The sequence below is a fragment of the Burkholderia sp. 9775_39 genome, assembly GCF_015712225.1.
In the GTDB taxonomy this organism is placed as follows: Bacteria; Pseudomonadota; Gammaproteobacteria; order Burkholderiales; family Burkholderiaceae; genus Burkholderia; species Burkholderia cenocepacia.
In genome coordinates this window covers 209,820-232,264 of record NZ_JACCQC010000009.1, presented here as the reverse complement: position 1 = coordinate 232,264, position 22,445 = coordinate 209,820, and the positions used below count along the sequence as shown (strand labels likewise).

Annotated in this window: 18 protein-coding genes; 9 read left to right on the top strand and 9 right to left on the bottom strand. The window is 63.1% G+C overall.

All coding sequences use genetic code 11. The annotated features are described in order from the left end of the window. Positions 1-52: 52 nt before the first annotated feature. The 6 genes from H0X90_RS15220 to tssB form a co-directional block, all read right to left on the bottom strand. Positions 53-955 carry a T6SS immunity protein Tli4 family protein gene (locus H0X90_RS15220; protein WP_171984149.1) on the bottom strand — a complete coding sequence of 301 codons (903 nt, stop codon included), beginning with the start codon at positions 953-955 and terminating at the stop codon, positions 53-55. 205 nt (positions 956-1,160) lie between these two features. After that, positions 1,161-2,060 carry a T6SS immunity protein Tli4 family protein gene (locus H0X90_RS15215; protein WP_171984150.1) on the bottom strand — a complete coding sequence of 300 codons (900 nt, stop codon included), beginning with the start codon at positions 2,058-2,060 and terminating at the stop codon, positions 1,161-1,163. Continuing rightward, positions 2,057-3,841: a hypothetical protein gene (locus H0X90_RS15210; protein WP_077189795.1), complete on the bottom strand. Its 1,785-nt coding sequence runs from the start codon at positions 3,839-3,841 to the stop codon at positions 2,057-2,059. Before H0X90_RS15210 ends, H0X90_RS15215 begins: the two co-directional genes overlap by 4 nt. Before the next feature lie 30 nt (positions 3,842-3,871). Next, entirely contained in the window at positions 3,872-6,340 is a 2,469-nt protein-coding gene (locus H0X90_RS15205) for a type VI secretion system Vgr family protein (protein ID WP_077189796.1), read from the bottom strand. 81 nt (positions 6,341-6,421) lie between these two features. Further along, positions 6,422-7,954, bottom strand: coding sequence for a type VI secretion system contractile sheath large subunit (gene tssC / locus H0X90_RS15200; RefSeq protein ID WP_077189797.1), 1,533 nt, complete (start codon positions 7,952-7,954; stop codon positions 6,422-6,424). A 73-nt stretch (positions 7,955-8,027) separates the two neighbouring features. Continuing rightward, on the bottom strand, positions 8,028-8,540 hold the full coding sequence (gene tssB / locus H0X90_RS15195; RefSeq protein ID WP_006494510.1) for a type VI secretion system contractile sheath small subunit: 513 nt from the start codon (positions 8,538-8,540) through the stop codon (positions 8,028-8,030). Positions 8,541-9,137: 597 nt separating this feature from the next. Here tssB and tssK point away from each other — a divergent pair. From tssK to tssE, 6 genes are all read left to right on the top strand, one after another. Continuing rightward, entirely contained in the window at positions 9,138-10,490 is a 1,353-nt protein-coding gene (gene tssK / locus H0X90_RS15190) for a type VI secretion system baseplate subunit TssK (protein WP_077189798.1), read from the top strand. Then, positions 10,487-11,218, top strand: coding sequence for a DotU family type IV/VI secretion system protein (locus H0X90_RS15185; protein ID WP_077189799.1), 732 nt, complete (start codon positions 10,487-10,489; stop codon positions 11,216-11,218). Before tssK ends, H0X90_RS15185 begins: the two co-directional genes overlap by 4 nt. Continuing rightward, complete coding sequence (locus tag H0X90_RS15180; RefSeq protein ID WP_077189800.1) at positions 11,215-12,936, top strand: OmpA family protein; 1,722 nt, start codon at positions 11,215-11,217, stop codon at positions 12,934-12,936. The genes H0X90_RS15185 and H0X90_RS15180 overlap by 4 nt, the downstream gene beginning before the upstream one ends. Positions 12,937-13,044: 108 nt before the next feature. Then, on the top strand, positions 13,045-13,530 hold the full coding sequence (locus tag H0X90_RS15175) for an Hcp family type VI secretion system effector (RefSeq protein WP_006494514.1): 486 nt from the start codon (positions 13,045-13,047) through the stop codon (positions 13,528-13,530). Between the two features lie 135 nt (positions 13,531-13,665). Further along, positions 13,666-16,389, top strand: a complete 2,724-nt coding sequence (gene tssH, locus H0X90_RS15170; protein WP_077189801.1) for a type VI secretion system ATPase TssH — start codon at positions 13,666-13,668, stop codon at positions 16,387-16,389. A gap of 15 nt (positions 16,390-16,404) precedes the next feature. Further along, the gene (tssE, locus tag H0X90_RS15165) at positions 16,405-16,830 is read left to right on the top strand and encodes a type VI secretion system baseplate subunit TssE (protein ID WP_077189906.1); all 426 of its coding nucleotides are present in this window, start codon (positions 16,405-16,407) and stop codon (positions 16,828-16,830) included. 83 nt (positions 16,831-16,913) lie between these two features. On the opposite strand, the gene H0X90_RS15160 is transcribed toward tssE, so the two are convergent. Both H0X90_RS15160 and H0X90_RS15155 read right to left on the bottom strand, forming a co-directional pair. Next, positions 16,914-17,807, bottom strand: a complete 894-nt coding sequence (locus tag H0X90_RS15160) for an NAD(P)H-binding protein (protein ID WP_077189802.1) — start codon at positions 17,805-17,807, stop codon at positions 16,914-16,916. A 134-nt stretch (positions 17,808-17,941) separates the two neighbouring features. Beyond that, the gene (locus H0X90_RS15155) at positions 17,942-18,865 is read right to left on the bottom strand and encodes an AraC family transcriptional regulator (protein ID WP_006494518.1); all 924 of its coding nucleotides are present in this window, start codon (positions 18,863-18,865) and stop codon (positions 17,942-17,944) included. A gap of 192 nt (positions 18,866-19,057) precedes the next feature. On the opposite strand from H0X90_RS15155, the gene H0X90_RS15150 reads away from it, so the two are divergent. Beyond that, positions 19,058-19,252, top strand: coding sequence for a hypothetical protein (locus tag H0X90_RS15150; protein WP_077189803.1), 195 nt, complete (start codon positions 19,058-19,060; stop codon positions 19,250-19,252). 13 nt (positions 19,253-19,265) lie between these two features. Here H0X90_RS15150 and H0X90_RS15145 read toward each other — a convergent pair whose 3' ends face one another. Next, on the bottom strand, positions 19,266-20,219 hold the full coding sequence (locus tag H0X90_RS15145; protein WP_006483210.1) for a LysR family transcriptional regulator: 954 nt from the start codon (positions 20,217-20,219) through the stop codon (positions 19,266-19,268). Between the two features lie 100 nt (positions 20,220-20,319). Between H0X90_RS15145 and H0X90_RS15140 the strand changes: the two genes are divergently transcribed. After that, complete coding sequence (locus H0X90_RS15140; RefSeq protein ID WP_034203041.1) at positions 20,320-21,678, top strand: NAD(P)/FAD-dependent oxidoreductase; 1,359 nt, start codon at positions 20,320-20,322, stop codon at positions 21,676-21,678. A 326-nt stretch (positions 21,679-22,004) separates the two neighbouring features. Next, the gene (locus H0X90_RS15135; RefSeq protein WP_006483196.1) at positions 22,005-22,439 is read left to right on the top strand and encodes a hypothetical protein; all 435 of its coding nucleotides are present in this window, start codon (positions 22,005-22,007) and stop codon (positions 22,437-22,439) included. Positions 22,440-22,445 lie beyond the last annotated feature (6 nt).

Here is a 22,445-nt window from a genome sequence, read left to right as displayed (position 1 = left end):
GCAGCCGGCACGGCAAAGAGCGTCAGCAAAACTTTCCGGCGAAGCAGCGCTTTCATACCGCCCCCGGACGCAGCCGAATCGAATCCACGACGCCATCCCACAGCTCCAGCGCCTCACCGTCGTTGGCGAACGATTCCTTGTTCGTGAGGTATGCGCTCTCGCCGACACGTAACGATGCATTCAGGTTGGGTTCAGCGAGCGAGTACGCCTTGCCGGGCGCTTCCCATTTGAAGCCGTAGGTCCGTTTTCCGTCCTGCGTACCCGCCACTAGAATCTCGTCAGCTTCGATTGGCCCGACCGGTCGGGCGCGGTTGCGCAACTGGCCTACACCTGCCACCGTCCCGAGCAATGCCGGCAGAATGCCGCCCGCGCGGGCGCGCAAGCCGGAGCCGACACTCTTTTGCGCATAGGCGGTTAGTCGGAGCGAGACATCGGGTTTATTGGGCAACTGGATATTCAACTCCCAGCTTTCGAGGTTGAAGCGTTTCGCTACCAAGATAGCGTCGCCGGCCACGAAGCCGATCCCTTCTGGTAATTCGTCGTCTGGAACTTCGTGCCATTCGCGGGAAAGGTTTTGGCGCGTAGCCAACGCAGCCGTCTTTCGGTCCGGTGAAACCTCCCCGGAATACATTAGGCTTTTTGAGCCTGCCCGGAAGTAAGTATCAAATCGGTAGTATTCGTAGTCCAAGTCCGGGTCGCTCCACGATATCAGCGTGACAGAACCATTTTCGTGCGGTACTCGCTCGACAAACATGTTGCCTCGCGTGACGTGCTTCGCAGCTCGAAGCTCCCTCTCTCTCTGCGAAACCATGTTGTCGAAGCTCGCCTGCGTCTTGATCGAAGGCAGCAAATCAAGCTTTACCTCATTGTATTTGTACGACTCAATAGCCGTGGCCTCATTAGGCACATCCACCAAATGCCGTCCGATAACACACGTTTTCCAGCCTTCCTTCATACCGACTTCCTCGTGTGCCCGCGATCGGCAACGCACTGCAATTTGCTTCGCTTCTGGCATGGCGACGGAAACACCTCATCGCACAAAAAGCGCATCGTCTCATTCGCGGTCATCACGCTCGGTGCACCCAAAGAGATACGAGGAAGTATCGTGGCAACCGGCACGGCAAGGAGCGTCAGCAAAACCTTCCGGCGAGGCAGCGCTTTCATACCGCCCCCGGCCGCAGCCGAATCGAATCCACGACGCCATCCCACAGCTCCAGCGCCTCGCCGTCGTTGGCAAACGATTCCTTGTTCGTGAGGTATGCACTCTCGCCGACACGCAACGATGCGTTGAGGTTCGGTTCGGCTAGCGAGTACGCCTTGCCGGGCGCTTCCCATTTGAAGCCGTAGGTCCGTTTTCCGTCCTGTGTGCCCGCCACCAGAATCTCGTCAGCTTCGATTGGCCCGACCGGTCGGGCGCGGTTGCGCAACTGGCCCACGCCCGCCACCGTCCCGAGCAAGGCCGGCAAAATGCCGCCTGCGCGGACGCGCAAGCCGGGTCCTATGCTCGTTTGTGCATAGGCAGTTAGTCGGAACGAGACGTCCGGTCTGTCGGGTAACTGGATGTTCAACTCCCAGCTTTCACGATTGAAGTCCTTGTCGACTAAGATGGTGTCGCCTGCCACGAAGCCGACGCCGTCCGGCAGTTTGCCGAACGGAATTTCTCGCCATTCGCGAGCTAGATCTTCACAAAAATCTAAAATTAGTTTCTTCCTGTCACGACCGACATTGCCCGGGTACCTCAAAAATTTTGTACCAGCTTTGAAGTAGGATTCGAAGCGATATTGTCGCTCTGAGTTTTTATTACCCCACGATACGAGGGTAACGGAGCCGTTGAATTGAGGCACTCTCTCAACGAACATACTCCCATGCAAAACGTGCTTAGCCGCGCGCAGTTCCTGCTCCCTTCGATTGACGAGGAGGTCGAAATTTTCCTGCGTCTTGATATCAGTCAGCAATTCAATTCGATCCCCGTTATACGAGTGGATTTCGAATGTGATCGCCTCTGCCGGCAAATCGACCAGATGTCGTCCGATTGCGTGCGTTCTCCAGTCTTCCTTCATACCGACTCCTTTTTGTGCCAACCAGCTTGCTGAGCAATCTTGACAATGGCATACATGGTTGCATACAGCGATCGCCCGTGCTGGTCGCCATAGCTACCTTGATGGTCGTAACCGAAATGCTCATTGGACTTGCCTGGATGACCCTGTCCGTGAGCAAAACTCATGGCAATACCTGCCTTGCCCGGCGCTTCACCGGAATACACTGGCACGGTGCCGTCGCCGGGACAATCCGGCTCGCCGATGGTTAGCTTGACGCCAGAGGTAGTTACGAGCATGCCATTGCCGTCATCGCTGCCAATAGCCACTCCGCACGCATCAACACCATCCAGATCACGCCCTTCCCATGACACCTCTCCCCAACTAAGCCGGTGTTTGCTCGCCAACATCCCCGTCCCAAAGAGGCCGCCCGATTCCTTCTCTGTCTCGCGCCTGCCTTGCGCACCGTAGTGCGCATAGGTCTGAAACTTGTACTTTCCCTGAATGGATTGATGGAACTCCTTCACGCCATCTAACACTAAGTTCAATGTATTGCGAGGCGTATCTTTTTCCGGCTTCGTACCATCAGGGACTTGCGCTGGCTTCCCGTTCGGATTCACCAGCCCCAAATTCCCCTCCGGCACCAACCCATACCACGCAGGCGAGAAATAAATGTCGTTATACGGATCGCCGTTCCGCGGCAGAGCAAGAATCTCTTTGCCGGTCTCCTTATCACGCACCTTGAGCCACGGCTTGCCGTCGTTGTAATCCGCGGTAGGCAGCAGTTCCAGCCCGCCCGGCGATTGAGAAAGAATCGCCACGACATCGGCCGCATTACGCCCAAGGAAGACTTGTTCCCCGCCTTCAAAGCCGGACCGCATACGCTTATACGTAGCTGGCGCCCCCGTCGCCGGTTGCACACCATGTGATACGCCTAACACCTTGTCGCATTGGTGTATCTCGGTAAGCGCGCGGCTGACCAGCCCGCCCATCGAATGCGTCACGACGATCACTCCCTTCGCCATCGCTCGGCTGGGCGCCGGGCGCTCGTTGATGCAGTACGATCCGCCCTTGCCGTCCGGCGTGTCCTTGACGACAACACTCTTGCCTTCGTTGTAGAACGGCAGGATGGTTTTCTCGATGAGTTCCTTGATGGCGGCTCCAGAGTCCCGGTTGCTTTGGAGCCAGTTGTATCCTCCTGCCCAGACATCAAACTGATAATTGGCCGCGTGCAGAATCTCTTCACGCGTAAGCGCATCACCTTCTTTAGCACCCCATTCGGTCGGCGCATCCTGCCCGGCTTCAGCGGCCCATTTCCGGAGATCGGCCTCGCAGCGCTGGAAGTCGTATCGAGACAAATCGTTCAACAGATGCTGCAGCTTTGCCATGAACGGGTGATAGCTGGAGCGCATCAACGCGCCCCAGCCACGCGCGACCAGCACATTCTTCGGCAGGCCGCTCTCGCCAGCATCGATAGGTCCGCTGGGATCGATCTCTACCGAGTTAGTCACCAGATCGCCGGCACGTTCGTTTGTACTCTTGAACAGATAGCTGAACAACTGCCCGATCAGATCGGCCGCGCCGCGCAAATCAAGGTTGGGTGGCCGCCAGACACTGGCCTTGGTGTCCTTCTTGCGCAGGTTCGTTCCCATGATCCCCGGCAAAAAGAGAATCGGGATCACGTAAGGCTTGGCAAGCACAATTTTTTCGCGCTGATCTTCCGTGGAAGTCAGTGTCGCAATGCTGTACTGGTCACCGTTTTCGTCTACCACGCTATGATGCAAAACGGATGCGGCACCCGTCATGATGTTGCTCCGAAGAATAGGTCAGCGAATTTAGTCAAGCAGCCGAATGCGAACATGCTCGGTGAAGAGACTCTTCTGTTTTGGTGTCTTACCCGACTCGTCCGTCACCACCTTGAGCACACTGCCATCGTCCCGCTTGATTTCTGCCTGCACATTGGTAAGCGGCTCGCCGGTGGACGGATTTCGCACAACATAGGAATCGTCAAACTTCGCGTGCTTCCACGTGTTCATCGATTCAGCGAGTGAACTCGGCCCCTGCCGACTGAATGCAGCTGACTTGATCGTACGATTGCCACGCGTGCCGTCCTCAATGCCCGTCGGGCCGATGCGGACGTAAGATCCACCACACTTGAGGAGCAACTCCTCCTTCGCCTCGATCGTGACCCGCCCGTTCGCACTCGTGATTCGCATGTCCCTTGCGGAGAGCAAACTCATGTCGTCGCTTTGCGCCTGAATTTCGACTTTTCCCCGAGCCGCAAAGAGCTTCAAACCAAGTCTCTGCGCGAAGAGCGATACGAGTTCGCCGGCTGCTACGGTAAACCGCTTCATGACACCGAAATCGGCATTCCCGCCGGCGGTGGCGATCAAATTGTCATTCGCGGTGAGCTGAAGATCCGTTCCGGATGTAAGGCCCATGCCGTCCGGGGCGCACACGAGAACCCCTGCTTTCTTGAGTTCCTTCAACGTCTCGTCAAGCAACACGCGCTGGCGGTCATAATCGCTCGCCACGGCCTGCGCGGCTTGAGCGGCCTCTCCGAGCCCACGCATTTGCTCGAGCGCCAGATCGAGTAATCCTTGCGCCCGCTCCATCGCAAGCTGTTGACCATTGCCTGCCGGTTGGGCCTCTGCCGTGACCAGAACACCCTTTGCACCGCGAACGGCCACGTGGCCGTCCGTTCGGAGCTCCGTGCCGCGGCCGCGCTCCTTGCACTCCCCGTCGACCATGTGCCCAAGGTTCAGCTCACTCGTCTCAAACGGCGTCGTCAGGTGAATATGCTCGACACCCTCCTTATCCTCCATCCGCATTTCATTCCGCGCGGCGGTGCGGATCAGATTCCGGGTATGGTTCCGACTGGTGACGAGATCCGGATGCAGGCTGTCATGCATCGCTCCGATGATCACAGGCCGATCCGGATGACCTTGCGTGAAAACAACCGCCACCTCCGCCCCATCGATCAGCGGAAAATGATGCCCATAGTTGTCACCGCTGTACGGCTTCGCGAACCGCACCGGCCGGCTTGTCCCACCCGGGCTCCACTCATCGAGATCGAACGGCAGCTTGATCACATACCAGCCCTGTTCGGTCAGATATGCGTACTTGTAATCCCCGGGAGATGTAATGCGCGCAGGCAGAATGCCGTCGATCGCCGGTCGCTTGATCGCATCGATCGGCGTCCGCCAAGCACGATCGGACGGAATCCCCTCGAACGTCATCCAATACGACTGATCGCGACCACCCTGCGACTCCACAGCCGTGATGAATACCCCATGCTTCGCGTCGGCCGGGTTCGGCTCGATCCGCATGACTTCACCGGCTTCGAGCCAGAACGGATTACCCGCGCCATTGAACGTGATCTGCGCGGCAAGGTGCGCCTCGTGACGCCGGCGGGCCACACCCTCACCCTCTTCCGGCGTCTCGTAGTGCTCACCCCAGCGGTAATCAACACCGCTCGTCGTCTTGTCGTCGCGCGCGGTGTTTTCCTCGACGAGCAGCGATACCCCGGCCTGTCGATGGTTGTAGTCGTGCAGACGCACGGCTTCGGGCACGCGCCGGGTTCGCTTCTCGAGCGTCTTGATCGCGTCCACACCGGAACTCTCTAGCCCCGAGTCTCGCCGGTACGACACGGTGCGTTGCTTGCGCGCGTAGGCATCCAGATCATCGCCAAATACGATCACCGCGTGATCCTTCTTCTGCTCCCAGCGGAACCAGATTCCCTCTTCCGCGCAAAGGCGCCGAATAAAGGCGAATGTCGTCTCGTGATACTGGGTGACGTACTCGCGCCGCTTGTATTCGCCGCGCAACTGAAACAGGAAATCGACCCCAGCCCGGTAGCCGTAGTGCCGCAGCGTGTCGGTCACGATCTCCTCGACGGACTGCTTCTGGAACAGCCGGCTCGTCACACCCCGGTTCAAATCGGCGAGCTTCGGCTCGAGCCGCACGCGATAGTGGGTCTGATCGGTCGAACTGCCGAACTCGTCGAACTGCGTGATGACGCCGTGGATCGTATAAGCCGGCGACATCGTGCTGAACTGGCCGGCGTTCTCGCCGAACATCCTGCGCAGATAGTCGAGGTCCGGATCGACCGGCGCGACGATGAACTTGGCGGGACGGCCGATCACCTGATCCATCGGAATACCCGCCATCGGGCTCGTGAATTCGATGTCGTAGCGATACAGCTCGCTCACGGCGTCCCGGCCCGTAAACCGCAGCACGGACGTCGGCGCCGGATGAGGCGCCAGCTTCAATTCATAAGCCTGCGACGGCAGTATCATCGACATGGATTTTCTCTCAGGTGCACGAACACAACGGCGCCGCCGGGGGCAGCCATCAGCGCCCCGGCAGGTGCATGAAACGCCGGATCAGCCCTTCGCCTTCGGCATCTGCGACACGAGCGACAGGCCGATGTCCATGCCCTCTACCTGGAAGTGCGGGATGATGAAGAGCTTGATGCGAAAGAAGCCGGGGTTATCCTCGATGTCCTCGACCGTCACCTTCGCCTCGCGCAGCGGGTGCGACGCCTGCAGTTCGTCGCCCGGATCCTTCATCTCGGTCACGAGCCCCTTGATCCAGTTGTTCAGCTCGAGTTCGAGCAGACGCCGGTCCTTGGTCGTGCCGATGTTTTCACGCTGGATCAGCTTCAGGTAGTGCGCGATACGCGACAGCAGGAAGATGTACGGCAAGCGCGCGTTGATGCGACTGTTGGCCGTCGCCTCCTTCGTCTCGTACAACGCCGGCTTTTGCGTCGAGCTGGCCGAGAAGAAGCACGCGAAGTCGTGGTTCTTGTAGAACGACAGCGGGATGAAGCCGAGATTCGCGAACTCGAACTCGCGCGTTTCCGGGATCAGCACTTCGGTCGGAATCTTCGGTTGCACGCCGGTGCCGAGGTCATACAGGTGAACCGGCAGGTCTTCCACCTTGCCGCCCGCCTGCGGGCCGCGAATCTGCACGCACCAGCCGTTGCTGACGAAGCTGCGCACCATGTTGGCCGCGAACGCGAACGACGCGTTGACCCACAGATACTTGTCGTGGTCCGGTCCCTTCACCGCCTCTTCGTAGTTGAACGCACGCACCGGCGTCGTATCCTTGCCATACGGCAAACGGCCGAGCACGCGCGGCATCGTCAGGCCGACGTAACGCGCGTCGTCGGTGTCGCGAAAACTCTTCCATTTGATGTACTCGGCACGATCGAAGTAGTTGCCGATATCCTGGATGGACGCCACCTCTTCCATCGACTTCTTGCCGAAGAACGCCGCGCCCACCGAGCCGATGAACGGCATGTGCGCCGCAGCCGCCACCTTCGAAATATTGCGCAGCAGCGCGACATCCATCGGCGAGTTCGCAAATTCGAAATCGCTGATCATTGCACTGATCGGCTGGCCACCCGGCGTGTCGTATTCCTCGATGTACGTGAGGCGATACAGGCCGCTCTGGATCAGCTCCGGAGAATCCTCGAAGTCGCGCTGCAGCGCCTCCTTCGATACATCGAGCACTTCGATGCGGGCGTTCTTGCGGAAGTCCGTGCGCGACACGAGCATCTTGAGGCCGCGCCAGCGACCTTCGAGTGCCTGGAAATCCGGCGCATGCATGACCGCGTCGAGCTGGCGACTGATCTGCCGGTCAAGCTGTCCGATGTAAAAGTCGAGCAGCGACTTGTCGAGCCGGTCGACCGGCTTGCTTTCCTTCGCGATCAGGTTGAGCAGCGCGTCCATGCCGCGTGCGACGCGTTCGTCGGCCGACGCCTCCGACAACGCATCGTTGTCGCGGAATGCTTCCAGCGGCCGCGCCTCGGCGACCGGTTTCAGGTTGATCTTGTTGCACAGCGCGGCGTAGACACTGTCGTTTTCGAGCACGATCGTTTCCGTGGCGCTCTGGCGCGATTCATTCTGGTTCATGTTTCTCTCAGTCATGTTTGGTATGGCTGCGTGGTTGCGGGAAGCGATGACGGCCGTCTTGGGCCGACCGCGCTCACGCATGACCTTCCTGTTGCAGGGTTGCCGTGGCGATTTGTCCCAGTTCGCCGCGCAGCTTGTCGGACAGGCGCTTGTCCTTCAGGATCTTCTCGAACTCGCGGCGGAACATGCCGTTGTCGAGCAGGTTCGACTTGAGATCGCGCAACAGATTGCGCATCGCCAGCATCGCTTGCAGCTCGGGAATCTGGCGAGCCACCTGCTCGGGCTCGAAATCCTTCATCGAGCGGAACGAAAGACTCACCGGCAATTCCGAGCCGTCGCCGGCCAAGGTGTTCTCGGCGGCCACCTTGAGATCCGGCGCATGGTCGGCCAGGACGGCATCGAAATTGTTCTTGTCGATATTGACCTTCTTGCGTTCGGCCAGCGGCGCCTGTTCGCGGCCCGCGCTGAAGTCGCCCGCGACGAGCAGCTTCAACGGCAGCTCGACTTTCTTCTGGGCCCCGCCCGTATGCAAATCCAGCGTAATCGAGACACGGCTCTTCGGAATTTCTCTCTGGAAGCTATCCATTTGCAATCCTTATTTAGTGATGATCAAGCATTGGGCGGGCGCGCGGCGTGTTTGGCGCGATGGTCTCTTCGATATGTCACGCGTGGCTGCGGTGCGCAGCATGCCTCGATCGATACTTCATCGCATGGTTTCTGCTCGCACGGCGAAAAACGCATCGCACTTATACACGGCAAACTCCGAGTGAGTCAAAGCGCGTCGCCCGAAAACCACAACGATCAAATGCAAAAAATCGCAAACATCCAGAAACAATTTACAAAGTCAAAAGACGCCGAATATTTTCGATATAAATGACGACCGATCCGGACGATCGCTGCTCAAAGCCATCGATCATCCAGCCCCGCGTCTTGTCACACGGTCATTCGCATCATTTCCATCGTCCGCACGCCATCTTTTTCGGCATCTCTAAAATGTGCCAACAAACCAAATATCCCGAAAACAATCATTCGACGGATTGTGAAATTTGTTCACACTTCACATCTTTCCATTAGTAAACCAAACCACATGGTCTTTATAAAATAGGTTTCACATTCAAAAAGATGTCGTGTATAGGTTACGCCCTTGAACCGAATAACGAACAGAAACACCACACGAGAGACCATGCGAATCGCGAAACCGCTATGGCACGAGGGCCTCATCCTGACGCAGCAGCATTTTCAGCAACAGGATAGGTGGGCTGAATTTGCGCTACGTCAGTACACATCCGCTGCTATCGCTCAGCCGTGGGGAACGCTCGCCGTCGAGGTCGACGAAGAAGCGCTGTCGACAGGGCGCCTGAAACTCACCCGCCTGCGGCTGGTTTTTCCAGACGGTACGCCGATCGATACGGCCGTCGCCGATACGCTGCCGTCTGCACGCGATCTGACGCAAGGCGTGCCGGCGGACCTGCAGAGTGTCGTTGTCTTCGCAGCGCTCGCGCTGCCGGATGCGAATGGCAGCAACTGCCGCTTCGACGAGGTGTCGCTCGCCCGACCGCGGCGCGCTTACCGTGAATTCGTCAAGGTCACGGACCTGAATGGAACCGGCGAGACCGAAATTGCGGTCGAACGGCATGCAGTCCGGCTCGTGTTCGACTTCGAGTCGCACGCCGACGACACGGTTTGCGCGATCGCGCGACTGACGCGCGGGTCCGGCGGCCAGTTCGAGGTCGATCGCCAGTTCGTGCCGCCATGCCTCACGCTCGGTGGCCATCCGCTGCACATCGAACGGATCAATCGCCTGACGGATATCCTGCACGCCAAGACCCTCGCGCTCGGTACGCGTCGCAGTGAACGCATTGCCGAGGTCGCGGAATACGGCGTGGCCGACGTGCAACTCTTCTGGCTGCTTCATTGCATCCACGCGGCCTGGCCGCAGTTGCGGCTGTTTGGCGCCCACCCGAGCCGCCCTCCGGAGCATCTGTATACGACGCTCGCGCAGCTGACGAGCGCGCTGATGACGTTCTCCACCGAAGTGCAGCTCACCGACATTCCGGTGTACGACCATGGGCGAGCCGACGACGTGTTCGCGAAACTGGAATCGCTGATCCGCACGCTGCTCGACGCCATCATTCCGTCACGGGTCGTGTCGATCGGGCTCACCCGCAAGGGGCCGACCACGTGGACCGCCCAGTTCCTCGACGAACGGATCGTCGCGGATGCCGCCGACTGGTATCTGTCGGTCAACGCACCGGTGCCCGCGTTCGAGCTGGTCGAACAGTTTCCACGGCTTTGCAAGATCGGCGCGCCCGACGACGTCGAACACATCATCAATTCGGCGCTTCTGGGCGTCCCGCTCAAGACTGTCCAGCGCGTACCCGGCGCGATCCCGGTACGCCTGGACAATCACTATTTCGCGCTCGATGCGTCCAGTCCCCTGCACGCGAAGATGCTCGCCGCGCGAGCCTGCCAGATCTATCTGCCTGCATCGGTACCGGACGCCTCGCTCGAACTTTACGCGGTGTTGCGTTCATGAATACCCTGACTCCCAATCGAAGCGACACCGCCCTGATGCCGACCGCGACGGGCACCAGCACCCCGCGCAGCGACGGGATGCGCGATCTGCTGCGCGACACCGCGCTGCTCGTGACGACACTCACCTCGGGCGGACAGACGCAGGACGCGGTCGCGTTGCGGGCCCGGTGCAAGCAGCTTGTCGAGCAATTCGCGAGCGCGCTGCGGCACCGGGGCTTTCCGGATGACGTGCGCAACGACGCGCTGGTGGCGCAGTGCGGGCTGCTCGACGAAGCAGCACTGCGACACCTGCCCGGCGAATCCCGGTCCGCATGGGAGCGCGAGCCGCTGCAGGTGGAGCAGTTCAACCTGCACGAAGCGGGTGAACGCGTGTTCGAGCAACTCGAAACGCGCATGCGCGAACCCGCGCCACCCGTCGCGTTGCTCGAGTGCTACTCGGCCATCCTGGGAATGGGATTCGTCGGCCGGTACGCCCGTGACGGCGAAGCCAAGCGGATTGCGCTGATCGCGTCGTTGAATGCCAGACTGGAAACGCTGCGCCCTTCCCCGGATCGGCCATTCATCGCGGATCGCGCCGGACGACGTGTGTCCGACTGGTTCTACCGGCTGTCTCCCTGGGCGATCGCCGGACTCGCGTGCGTGGGTGCCGCGATCGTATGGGGCGTCTGGTCGGTCACGCTCGACGGACAGCTCGCACATCTCGTGGCGGCAAAGGCCGTTCGCCCGTGAAATCCGATCTGCCTGTTGTCTCCACGGAATCGCAGCGGCCGCCTGATCGCGGGCATGAAGGACTCGGGTATCCGTCCCGGTTCATGGTCGCGTTCGCAACCGTGCTGGGGCTCGCGCTGATCTGGCTGGTGCTTCCGCTGGGTCCCGGCGTCGCTTGGACACTCTCGATCGCCGTCGTGATTGCCGCGCTCGCGCTCATGGTGTGGTGCACGTGCAAGCTTGCCCGAGCGCGCCGCCAAAGCGCGCACGCGCTGACCGCACTGGGCGCCGCGACGGCCGACATTCCGGTGAAGCTGCGCACGCGCATGCCGCTCGTACTGGTGACCGGCGACGGACTGCCCGCCCTGTTCGACCGTACGGAAGGCGCTCGGCACGTCCACGTCGGCGATGGCGGCGTCTGGCTGCGCGTCGATCGCCCTCAGGATCTGCCGCGCCTGGCCGTTGCGGTCCGGCAGTGGCGCGATGGACGGGCCCCGGACGGCGTCGTGCTGTCGGTCGCGCCCGCTCTGCACGCCGAAGCCGACACGCTGACGCAGAACTTGCGTGCCGTACGGCAGGCCGTCGCCGATACGGCCCGCGTACTGGGTACGCGATTGCCCGGCTACGTCGCGGTCTATCAGCGGCTCACTACTGGCTCCGTCGACTGCTCGACGCCCGCGTGGTACGGCGTGTCGTCGGCCACGCGCGTGGCCGGTGGCGAACGTTTCGAGCACATGGTTCGCGCAGCGGAAGGCGAAGTCGAGCGTGCGGCCGGCGATCGCGCCGCGGCCACACGCGCCGCCGCACTGGCCGCTATCGTCGGCTGGACGCAGCGCGCGGTGTTCGGCGCACTGGCGGACCGACAACAGCCAGCAGCACCATGCGCACCGTTCGGCATCGGCTGGATCGATTGTGGACCGGCGAGTACGTCACGAAGCCTGTGGGAACGCGATGTCGAAATGCAGACGCACGTGGCGCGTGTCACCACCACCGCCTCGCCAACGCCGTGGCCGCTCCCGCAGCCGCTGATCGAAGCGATGCCGCAGCGATACTGGATGTCGCCTCGACAGGCCGCCGCGGGTCACGCACTCGCCCTGCTCGCCTGTGCCGCGGCCGTCGCATTCTGGGGGGCGGCGAGGAACAACGAAACGCTGCTGAATCGTATCGCCGGCGATCTCGGCCGCTATTCGACGATTCCGACAACGCACGACGCCGCGAAGCGGGACGCACTGCAGGCGCTCGTGGCCGATCGGGATCAACTCGACCGCTACGCGCGCACCGGCGTTCCGCTGCGCTTGTCGTTCGGCATGTATCGCGGCGCGCGGTTGATGCCGGTACTGAACGACGCGATCGCATCCTACGAGCCGCCGGCGCCTCCCCCCGCTGTCGTCTCGCTCGACAGCATGTCGCTGTTCGACAGCGGCAAGGCACTGCTGAAGCCCGGATCGAACCGCGCGATGGTCGGCGCGCTCGACATGATCAACGCGCATCCCGACAAACGCATCCTCGTCGCCGGCTACACCGACAACGTGGGCAATCCGGACAGCAACCTGAAGCTGTCGACCGCACGTGCGGAAGCCGTGCGGGACTGGCTGGTCGACGCATCCGGCATTTCCGCGACCCGGTTCGCGATTCAGGGCTACGGCATGACCCGCCCGCTCGCGAACAACGACACGCCCGACGGGCGCGCGAGAAACCGCCGCGTGGAAATTACCCTGGTACCGGACACGGGAAAGTAGCGATTCAGGTTTAACCCCCGAAGCAACCGGCTTCGGGATTCTCAAGCTCAGGGGTGCGCTCCTGGCGAGTTTAGTAGTGCGTACAGTGAAATATAAAGGAGTAAGGCAATGGCAATTCCGGCCTATATGTGGCTCAAGGACGATGGCGGCGCCGATATCAAGGGTTCGGTGACGGTGCAGGACCGCGAAGGCAGCGTCGAACTCGTCGCCTTCGACCATGGCGTGCATATCCCGACCGACGGCAACACCGGCAAGCTGACGGGCACGCGCGTCCACAAGCCGATCACGCTGACGAAGGAAACCGACGCATCGACGCCTTACCTGTACAAGGCCGTGACGAGCGGCCAGACGCTCAAGTCGGTCGAGATCAAGTGGTACAAGATCGACGACGCGGGCAAGGAGAAGGAGTACTTCAATACGAAGCTCGACAACGTGAAGATCGTCGCGGTGAATCCGGTCATGCACGACATCAAGAATCCGGACTACGAGAAGCACAACCACCTCGAAAACGTGGAGCTTCGCTACGAAACGATCACGTGGTCGTACAAGGACGGCAACATTATCCACAAGGACACCTGGAACGAGCGGTCCTGATCCCGATCGATGGTCGAACCGCCGGCTCCCGAGCGGTTCTTTCGCCAGCCTGGCCAGTCCAGGCTGGCCCTCCTGTCCTCGCGACCGAGTCCGGCCCATGACTGCGCGTCGCCCCTTCCCCCTTCAGACATCGACATGACTCCGCGCGACACGACCCACCTGCTCCGTCGACTCAATCCGCACTGCGCGAAAGCGCTCGAAGCGGCCGTGAGCTTATGCCAGACGCGTCTCGCGGACGAGATCACCGTCGAGCACTGGCTGCTGAAACTGATCGAGGCCGGCGACGGAGACATCCCCGCGATCCTGCGTCACTACGGCATCGACATCGACACCGTCTGGGATGCGCTGCTCGCGTCGATCGAGCATCTTCCACGCAATCTTCGGGGCAAGCCGGCCCTGTCCCCGCAACTGGCGACGCTGCTGCAGGACGCATGGGTGCGCGCGGCGTCCGAGACCGACGATGCGACCATCCGGTCCGGCGACCTGCTGCAGGCGATCGTCGATCGACCCCATGTACTGCGCACACAAAACGCGTGGCCTCTGGTGTCCGTCAGCAGCACGCAGATCCAGCGCGTCCTGCCGCGCCTGGCCCATCGTTCGTGCGAGCGCGCGCGACCGGAGGATATCGAAGCCGAAGCGGACGATCATCCGATCGATCCTGCAGCCGGTCAAACGCTGGAATCGGCGGCACCCATCGCGGCAGCACCGCTCGCGCCCCGGCGCACCACGGACGGCAGCGCCCTGTCCCGCTTCGCGATCGATCTGACCGACAAGGCTCGACGCGGCGCGATCGATCCGGTGTTCGGCCGCGACCGCGAAATTCAGCAGATGGTCGACGTGCTCGCGCGTCGGCGCAAGAACAATCCGATCCTCGTCGGCGAGCCGGGCGTCGGCAAAACCGCGCTCGTCGAAGGCCTCGCGCTGCGCGTCGCCGAGACAAGCGTCCCGAACGTGATTCGCGACGTGCGCATCCTGACACTCGATTTGGGGCTGCTGCAGGCCGGCGCCGGGGTGAAGGGGGAATTCGAGCAACGCCTGAAGAACGTCATCGACGAGGTTCAGTCCTCACCCGAGCCGATCCTGCTTTTCATCGACGAAGCGCACACGTTGATCGGCGCGGGCAACGCCGCCGGCGGCGCCGACGCCGCGAACCTGCTCAAGCCGGCGCTCGCGCGCGGCGAGTTGCGCACGATCGCCGCAACGACATGGTCGGAGTACAAGGAATTCTTCGAGCGCGACGCCGCCCTCGAGCGCCGCTTCCAGATCATCAAGGTGGACGAACCCGACGACGATGCGGCGTGCCTGATGTTACGAGGCCTGAAGCGCCGCTATGCGGAATATCACAACGTGCACATTCGGGACGAGGCGCTGATCGCGGCGGTGAAACTCTCGCGGCGCTATATCCCCGCGCGGCAACTGCCGGACAAGGCAGTCGACCTGATCGACACCGCAGCCGCGCGAGTGCGAATCGGACTTGAATCGCCGCCAGCGGAACTGCAGCGCGCACACGCCACCGTCTCCGCCCTCGAACTCGAACTGGCGACGCTCGACGCGGACGCGCAGGCGGGTATCGACGAGGTTGCGCCCCGGCGCGTGACGCTGGAGCACGCGCTTTCCGACGCGCGGAACATCCTGACCGGCCTGCAGGCGCGCCACGTCGGTGAACTCGAGCTGGTCCGCCTGGTTCACCAGCATCGAGCCGAGATCGCCGAAAGCGGCTCGGCGTCCGGCCACGGCCAGCTCGATGACGTCAAACGCCGACTGGCCGACCGGCAAGGCAAGGCACCGTTGATCTCGGTCGATGTCGACGCGGCGGTCATCGCACGTGTCGTCGCGGAATGGACAGGCGTGCCGGTCGGTAACCTCGTCGAAGACGAACTGCTGAGCCTGCTGAATCTCGAACAGCAACTGGCCGCGCGCGTGGTCGCGCAAGACGATGCGCTGGCCGCGCTCGCGGAGAGCCTGCGCACCGCGAAGGCAGGTCTCAAGCATGAACATGCGCCACTCGGCGTCTTTCTGCTCGCAGGGCCGTCGGGCGTCGGCAAGACCGAAACGGCGCTGGCCCTGGCCGACCTGCTGTTCGGCGGCGAGGCCGCGCTCACGACGATCAACATGTCGGAATATCAGGAAGCACACACGGTGTCGCAACTGAAAGGGTCGCCACCGGGCTATGTCGGCTACGGCCGCGGCGGCATCCTGACCGAAGCCGTGCGACAGCGGCCGTACAGCGTCGTGCTGCTCGATGAAGTCGAAAAGGCCCACCGCGACGTGCTCGACATGTTCTATCAGGTGTTCGACCGCGGCATGATGCGCGACGGCGAAGGACGCGAGATCGACTTCCGCCATTGCGTGATTCTGATGACGTCCAATCTCGGCAGCGCACGCATCGACGAGATGACCGCCGACGATCCGCAGATTTCCCAGGCGGCGTTGCTCGAGTCGATCCACCCGGAGCTCGTGGCGCACTTCCAGCCGGCCCTGCTCGCGCGCTTCCAGTCGCTCGTCTATCGGCCGCTCGATGCCGCCGCACTCGCGTCGATCGTGCGACTCAAGCTGTCGAAGGTCGCCGACCGCCTGCGCCGGCAACACGGCGTCGAGCTGGCATGCGACGAGTCATTGATCGACGCGATGGCCGAGCTTTGCCTCGCGCGCGAGTCCGGTGCACGCAGCGTCGATGCATTCCTCAACCAGCGGATTCTGCCGAACGTGTCGCGTGAACTGCTTGCGCGAATGGCTACCGGGGCCGCCCCCGAGAGGATCGTGCTGTCGAGCTCATCCGAAGCCAGCGTGACGATCGATTTCATCGACCGGAGCCACGTCGTGGCGGGCACGGCGGAGCCGACACGCACGACCGCGTAACCAGAGGCCATGATCATGCAGGCGCGTCCCTCTCTCCATGACATGCTGCTCGGCCAGATCGGCGGCGACCCGCTCGATGCTTACGACGACCGGACACTCGAGTGCATGAGCGTCCAGCAAAATGTGCAGCACATCCTGAACTCGCGTGCCGGCGCGCTGAAGCATCTGCCGGACTATGGGCTGCCGGATCTGACGAACATCTACAAGGCGCTGCCCGCGTCAGCCCACATGCTCAAGCAGCAGATGGAGGCGACGCTCCTGAAATATGAGCCCCGCATCCGCTCCATCGACGTCGCCATCCTCGAAAATGACGACCCTGGCGTGCTGGTGAGTTTTGAAATGACGTGCCATCTGAAGAAGGCCGGACTCGTGCGGTTCGGTACGTATTTCGAGCCTCCCGGGCGCATGTGGCTGAAACGCCGGAGTGCGGGGCACGATTAAAGTGCTCCCCGAAGTCCGGACCAGGTTGCCCAACTTGCGAATCCCGGTCCACCGATATCGATGCCAGATGCCGGCTACCTGCGTCACACCCGCGCCGCATGCGCGCACACCAGCACAGCAAGCGCCTCCTCCAGCGTCGTCGTCCCGTAAACCCGCTCCGACACACCGGCCTCCACATCGATGCGCCCCGCGTTGTGCACATCGTAGAGATCGACGATCAGCTGCGCATGGCGTTCGCTGAGCCCGGCGCGCAGCAGCGTCGCGCTCCACGTATCGCGCGGCAGCTCGTGCGCGACGATCGCGCGCCCCGCCGCCGCGCCCAACGTCTCCGCGATCGCCGTCACGCTCACTCGCCGCGCACCTTCGACGCTGACGATGCGCGGCCCGCTGCCGCCTTCCGGCGCATCGAGCAGCAGCCGCGCCGCGACGACGCCCACATCGGGCGCCCAGACCGTCGGAAACACCTTGCCGACCGGATGGTGAAAGCTCGGCAGCACGCCGGTGCCCAGCGCGACCGGCAGCACGCGCGCCCAGTTCTGCAGATGCTCGGCCGAGCGCAGCAGCGTCAATCGCGTCGGGATCGTCTTCAGCCGTGCCTCGAAGTCATGGAACAGACGCGTGATACCCGTATTGCCTGCAAGCTCCGCGCCGTAATCCGACAACGCGAGCAGCGCCGGCGGCGGATTCGCGGCGAGCGCGGCAGTCGCTGCGTCGATTGTCCGCGTCATCGTCGCGGCCGGATCGGGGTCGGCCGCCGGCACCGGGCACAGCATCTGCACGGCCCGCGCGCCGTCGATCGCCGCGGCGATCGCGTTCGCGTCCGCCAGGTCCGCGATCGCGACATCGCAGCCAAGCTGCACGAAACGTTCACGATGGCGTGCGTCGCGCAGCACCGCGCGCACGGAATGGCCTGCGTTGCGCAAGGCCGTTACGGTCGACAAGCCGACGTTGCCGGATGCTCCGAAGATCACGAACACGATCCGCTCCCGAGGGATGAAAGTGCTGTGATTGTCGGCAAGCGCGGCCGGAAAGGCGCACACGGGAGGATGAATCGAGCAGGAAAGGATGACGGGATGCGAGCGCGGGTACGGCCCGCGCGTCCGTTGGCGCGCTAGCGACGCGGAGGTTTCGCGCCATCCTTACCGTCATACGCCAGCCGCAACCCACTCCGCACGCCCGACCGCGCGATCTCCGTCGGCGTCGCCCCCAGCACGCGGTTCATCCAGTTCGCCATATGGCTCTGATGCGCAAACCCGGCTTCCAGCGCGATCTGGCTGATGCTGAGTCGGCCTTCGAGCAGCAGCGCCTTCGCGCGCTCCACCCGGCGCCGCACGACGTACTGGTGCACGGGCATCCCGAGCGTTTCGCGGAACAGCACCTTGAAATGCGGCACGCTGATCGACACGAGCGCCGCAAGCTCGGCCAGCGTCATGCGCCGGTCGAGATTCGCTTCGACATAGTCGATCACACGCGCCGCGGCCTTCGGCGCCAGCGTACGCCGGCGTTCGCGAAACGCGGGCTGGGCGTCGACCAGCCGCGCGACGAGCGCCGTGCACAGGCTTTCCGCGTAGAGCGGATCCGATGCGTCTTCCGCTTCGAGTTCGGCGGCCATCGCCCACGCGATGTGCTGCAGCCGCGGGTCGCGCACCTGCAGCCGCCGGCGGATCTGCGCGTGCGACGGCTTCAGTTCGAGCTGCTCGACGGTGCGCCGCACGAAGGTGTCGCTGAGCGCGATGTGCAGGATCCGGCAGTCGGCGCTGTCGGTCCACTGGCCGGGCAGGCCGGCCGGAATCACGTCGACGTCGCCGTGCGCCTGGATACGGGACACGCGCTCGCCGTCGCATACGCAGTCCGCCCGCACCGGCGCACCGATATGCACGCCGATCCGATGATGCTCGGCCGCCGGAATCCGGTACGTGCCCGCGCGAATCTCCAGCAGCGACGCGCCGAAGCCGCGCCAACCCAGCCCGCGGCTGGAGCGCAGGCTGACCGGGACGCCGTTGTCCGTCGGCGCGGCAAGAATCGGATCGCTCATTGATGGTCTCCACCAGATCAGGTGCCGAATGCGCATTGTGACGCGTTTCGGGCCGGCGTGCCGGCCGTGCGCGAGCGCCGCCGGATCAAGCAGAAAAAGATCATCCGTTTCTGCTCGGGACGATCCTTGCGTGCGCGCCGGCGGGCGCCGCGCCGCTTACGATCCGTTCATCCGACACCTACGGAGCCCGTCATGCCCCATTCCTGCCCGCAACGCGCGGCGTTCATCGCGCGTTCGCCGTCCACCGTTCGCCCTTCATCCGGCCCCGACATCCGCAATACACGCACCGCCATCGCCGCGTGGTGCCTGCGCGTGGTCGGCTGGTACAGGCTGGAACGGCTGCTCGCATCGATTCCCGACAGCAACGACGATTTCGGGCTCGCCTGACCGCCGGTCGCGCCTACTTGCGTCGCCGCTCGTGCGACGCCACCGTCGCGCCGTCGATCACCGGCGCACCCTGCTTGATCAGGAAGTCGCGGAACAGCCCCGTCACTTGCGAGATCCGCCGGTCGGCGAGCGTCACCACATACCATTCGCGTTCGATCGGATTGCCGGGAAACGGCAGTTGGCCGAGCAGCCCCGTTCGCAGTTCGAGCGCACACGCGTGCAACGACAGGAACGCGACGCCGAGGCCCGCTTCGGCCATCTGCTTGATCGCCTCGTTGCTCGACAGTTCGGAACCCACATGAAAGCGATGGCCCGCGTTCTTGAACAGGCTCTCGACGGTCGAGCGCGTGCCCGCGCCGCGCTCGCGCACGAGCAGGTGCGCGGATTCGAGATCCTTCAGCGCGACGCGCTTGCGCTGCATCAGCGGATGGCCGGGCGCCGCGACGAACACCATCGGATGCTTCGCGAACTCGACCGCGTGCGTGCGCAGTTCCTTCGGCGCGCTGCCCATCACCGCGAGATCGATTTCATGCGTCGCGAGCATGCGGATGATGTCGTCGCGGTTGCCGACCTTGAAATACGTCTTCACGTGCGGACGCGTCGCGGTGAATTTGACGAGCAGCGGCGGGATCAGGTATTCGGCCGTCGTGATCGCGCCGATCCGCAGCGTGCCACCAAGATCGCCCGTCAGCGCGGCCACTTCGTCGCCGGCCTCGCTCCACAGATGCAGGATCTCGCGCGCGTAGCGCGCCACGATCTCGCCGGCCGCGGTCAGCTGCACGCCACGCCCCACCCGCTGCAGCAACGCGGCGCCCACGGCCTCCTCGAGCAGGCGAACCTGCAGCGACACGGCCGGCTGCGTCAGGTTCAGCTCCTCGGCCGCGCGCGACACGCTGCCGAGCCGCGCGATCATGTCCAGCGCCTTCAGCTGCCGGAACGTCGCGGTCTTTCCTATAAGTGAATACATATGAGTCGCTTATAAACATTAAATTGTTCGAGTGGGTTCGAAACTATATCGTCGGTTCTTGAGCAATGTCATCCGAATCGTCATTCAGCGGGAGCCCAACATGGACAACACCACGCCCACCCTTGCAACGGACCGCGCACCGCGCGTGCCGCGCATCGTGATCGTCGGCGGCGGCGCCGGCGGCCTGCAGCTCGCGACGCGTCTCGGCGATACGGTCGGACGCCGCGGGCAGGCCGACGTCGTGCTCGTCGACCGCTATCCGACGCACTTCTGGAAGCCGCTGCTGCACGAAGCCGCATCGGGCCATCGCGATCCGGCCTCCCACACGATCGAATACGCGGCGCAGGCGAAGCGTCACGGCTTCCGTTTCGTGCAGGGCGCGCTGCGGCGGGTCGACCGCGCGGCACGCACGGCGACGATCGCGGCCGTGCGGGATGCGGATGGCACGGAAATCCTGCCGCAGCGGGAACTCGACTATGACGATCTCGTGCTGGCGGTCGGCAGCGTGACGAATTTCTTCAATGTGCCGGGCGCCGAGCGTCATGCGCTGCCGCTCGAAAACCTCGACCAGGCCGAGGATTTCCGCCGCAAGTTCCTCGCTGCGTGCACGAAGGCGAATCACCTGGCCGAGCAGCAGCCCGCGCGGCGCGGCGCGCCGATCTGCATCAACGTGATCGGTGCGGGCGCGACGGGCGTCGAGCTGGCCGCCGCGCTGCGGCACGCGATCCAGCAATTGACCACGTACCGCTTCAAGGCGCTGGTGTCCGCACGCGACGTGCACATCCGGCTGATCGAAGGCGGCCCGCGCATCCTGCCGGCGCTCGACGAACGGCTGTCCGGCAAGATGCACGCGCAGCTTCGCGCGCTGAACGTCGACGTGCTGACCGATACGCGCGTGGCGGAAGTCGGCGCGGATGCCGTGACGACCGCGGCGGGCGAACGGCTCGCGAGCGACATCACGATCTGGGCGGCCGGCGTCGCCGGCCCCGCGATGCTGCGGGACATCGGCGACATCGCGCTGAACCGCTCGAACCAGGTGATCGTGACCGACACGCTGCAGACGCCCGACGATCCGCACGTGTATGCGTTCGGCGATTGCGCCGCGTGCCCGTCGACCGGTGCCGGCGGATTCCTGCCGCCGCGCGCGCAGGTCGCGCACCAGCAGGCCGTGTATCTGGTCAACGCGTTCGCGCGCCGCGTCGCCGGCAAGCCGGTGGCCGGCTTCACGTTCCGCGATGCGGGCACGGTCGTGTCGCTCGGGCATGCGGGTGCGGTGTACCAGGCGGACATCGGCGTGCGCTCGCGCTCGCTGATCGTCGACGGGTTGGCGGCGATCGGGCTGTACAAGTTCCTGTATCGCAAGCACCTGTTCAGCGTGGTCGGCGTGAAGCGCGCGCTGTTCCAGTCGCTGAGCCACTGGCTGCAAAGCCGTAACCAGCCGTCGATCAAGCTGCACTGATCGCGCCTGTTCGCGCGCACCCTCGCAACGCGGCATATCGGGCGGGCATCGCTCGATATGCCGTTTCCTTATATGCATATGCGTGATGCATCCAGAATGTGCGCCATGCTGGTGCATCACATTGAAGGCCGTCGATGCGCTGCCATTCGCGCGGAAAATACCGTGCGACACGTGTCCCGCGCCCGCTCTGGCTTGCCACCCCATTCATTAGTCGAATCGTATGAGTCGGCTAAAAATATTAATTGGTCGCATTTTCCGGATCGACGCTAAGGTGTGTGGCATTCCCGTCGGCGAACGGATCATCACGTTTCTGAAAAGGAATCACCGTGGTCATCGAAGCCATCGTCACCCGTCTCGACGCAGCATTCGCCCAGATCGAAGCAACACCGGATTCGCGCGAATCGCGCCATCAGCGCGACGCGATCATCCAGTGGCTCGACCGGGCATCGGAAGAAGGATATCGACTCGGTCTCGTCACGACGCTGCCGGCCGCACGGCTCAGCGACATGTTCGAAGGCCAGTTCGGCCGCGCGAACCTCGACCGCTTCTCGGTCGTCGTCACGGATTCGGATCAACAGGACTCCGGATCAAATCAACATCCGTTCGATGTCGCGTTGCAAGCGCTCGGCGTGCCGCCGGAGCGCGCGGTCGGGATCGCGAGCAGCGAACCGGAACGCCGCGAAGTCGAACATTTCGGCCTGTCGCGCTGCGTGAACATCACCGATACGGTGCGCTCGATCGCATCGGCCGGGCTGCACTGAACGCCC